Annotated in this window: 1 protein-coding gene; it reads right to left on the bottom strand. The window is 74.0% G+C overall.

Annotation, left to right across the window (positions count from 1 at the left end):
* Positions 1–44: 44 nt before the first annotated feature.
* Positions 45–2,301, bottom strand: a 2,257-nt coding sequence (locus ABZ641_RS33665) for a transglycosylase domain-containing protein (protein ID WP_359988073.1), incomplete at its 5' end; no start/stop codon positions are given.

Here is a 2,301-nt window from a genome sequence, read left to right as displayed (position 1 = left end):
CGCGTGTGCGGTCCGGGGCGTCGCGGTGCCGGGCGGGGTGCGGCTCAGGGCCGGGGCACGGGTGGCGGGCCCGGGGCGGGTGCGGGTGCCGCGGCGGGCCGGGCGGCCGCTGGGCGCTTGACGGCGGGCGCCTTGGGCTTGGGCTTGGGCTTCGGTTGCGGCTTCGGCTTGGGCTTGGGCTTGGGCGCGGCGGGGGGCTGGGGGCTGGGCGTGGGCGGTTCGGTGTTGCCGGGGCCGGGTTGCAGGTCGAACTGGCCGACCGGGCTGCCGCCGAGCGCGGCGTCCATGTAGGAGGTCCAGATCCGGGCGGGGAAGGTGCCGCCGTTGACCCGCTCGTAGCCGGCGGTGCCGGCCAGCGACTCCTTGGCGTGGGTCTTCTTGTCCTCGCGGAACAGGCCGACCACCGTGGCGAGTTCGGGGGTGTAGCCGGCGAACCAGGCGGAGCGGTTGTCGTCGGTGGTGCCGGTCTTGCCGGCGGCGGGCCGGCCGAGGGCCTGGGCGGTGGCGCCGGTGCCGCGCGGGCCGACGGTGTCGCGCAGGACGTCGGTGACGGCGTCGGCGCTGGTGCGGCTGACGGCGGTGGTGGCGTCGTGGGCGGGCAGCGCGGGCCGGTCGCCGGTGCCGGGGCGTTCCAGGGCGGTGACGGCCCAGGGGCGGAAGGCCTGGCCGTGGTTGGCGAGGGCGGCGTAGACGGCGGCGAGGTCGAGGGCGCTGGGGGTGGCGGTGCCGAGCGTCATCGAGCTGTGGTCGGGGTCCATGCCCTGGAGGCTGTCGGGCAGGCCGAGGCGGATCGCGGTGCGGCGGACGTTGTCGAGTCCGGCGTCGATGCCGAGCTGGGCGTAGACGGAGTTGACCGAGCGCATCATGGCTTCGCGCAGGGTGATCTGGCCGTGGTTCTCGTTGTCCTCGTTGGGCGGGGCGTAGGGGGTGGGGCCGCCGACGACGAGCCGGCCGCTGGTGCCGTCGTACGGGGTCTGGGTGGTGATGGGTTTGCCGTCCTGGGTGGTGCGGTCGCCCTCCAGGGCGGCGGCGAGGTCGATGGGCTTGAAGGTGGAGCCGACCTGGTTGTCCTGGCGGAGGGCGTCGTTGTAGGGCTGGACGGCGTAGTCGGGGCCGCCGTAGGCGGCGACGATGCGGCCGGTGCCGGGTTCGACGGAGGCGCCGGCGACGCGGACGTCGGTGTCGGTGCGGGGGCGCTTGGCGGGGTCGAGTTCGGCGGTGAGTTCCTGCTTGACGGCGTTGACGAAGGCGTCCTGGCGGTTCTTGTCGAAGGTGGTGGTGATCCGCCAGCCGCCGGCCTTGAGGGTGGCGGTGTCGAGGACGCCGGTCTGGGTGAGCCAGTCGTCGGCGATGTCGACGAGGTAGCCGGCCTGCCCTTCGAGGCCGCCCGCGGGCTGCGGTTCGAGGACCTCGGGGAAGGTGGTCGCGGCGCGGGTGGCCTGGTCGAGGAGGCCGAGCGAGACCATGCCGTCGAGGACGTAGTTCCAGCGGGCGACGGCCTTCTCGCGGTTGGCGGGGGAGGCGGTCTTCACGTCGTAGGCGCTGGGGGCCTGCAGCAGGGCGGCGAGGTAGGCGCCCTGGGCGAGGTCGAGGTGGGCGGCGTCGGTGCCGAAGTAGGCGCGGGCGGCGGTCTGGATGCCGTAGGCGCTGCGGCCGAAGTAGCTGGTGTTGAGGTAGCCGGCGAGGATCTCGTCCTTGCTGTCCTGGCGGTCGACCTTGAGCGAGATGAAGAGTTCGCGGGCCTTGCGGCTGAGGGTCTGTTCCTGCGTCAGGTAGTAGTTCTTGACGTACTGCTGGGTGATGGTGGAGCCGCCCTGGAAGGCGCGGCCGCCCTGGCCGAGGTGGCTGACGTTCTGCCAGGCGGCGCGGACCATGCCCTTGAGGTCGATGCCGCGGTTGCGGAAGAAGGTGCGGTCCTCGGCGGAGACGACGGCGTCGCGGACGTGCACGGGGACCTGGTCCAGGGAGACGTCCTCGCGGTTGACGGCGCCGGTGCGGGCGATCTCGGTGGTGCCGTCGGCGTAGTAGTACACGTTGCTCTGGGCGAGGGCGTGCGCGTTGGGGTCGGGGACGGGCACGGCCAGGTAGAGCGCGGCGAAGGCCCCGGTGGAGAGCAGCAGTCCGCCGCCGAGCAGGGTCAGCGAGGTCCGCCAGGTGGGGACGGTGCGGCGCCAGCGGGGGAGGCTGCGGCGGTGGTCGCGGCGGGCGCGGCGGCGCAGCCGGCGGCGGTCGCGGCGGGTGCCGGGTGCGGGCGCCCGGCATGACCGTCTTCCGGATGTCGATCTTCGTCTGGAACGTCCT

It is taken from the genome of Kitasatospora sp. NPDC007106 (assembly GCF_040634455.1).
GTDB lineage: Bacteria > Actinomycetota > Actinomycetes > Streptomycetales > Streptomycetaceae > Kitasatospora > Kitasatospora arboriphila.
This window is presented reverse-complemented; position numbering and strand designations above follow the sequence as displayed.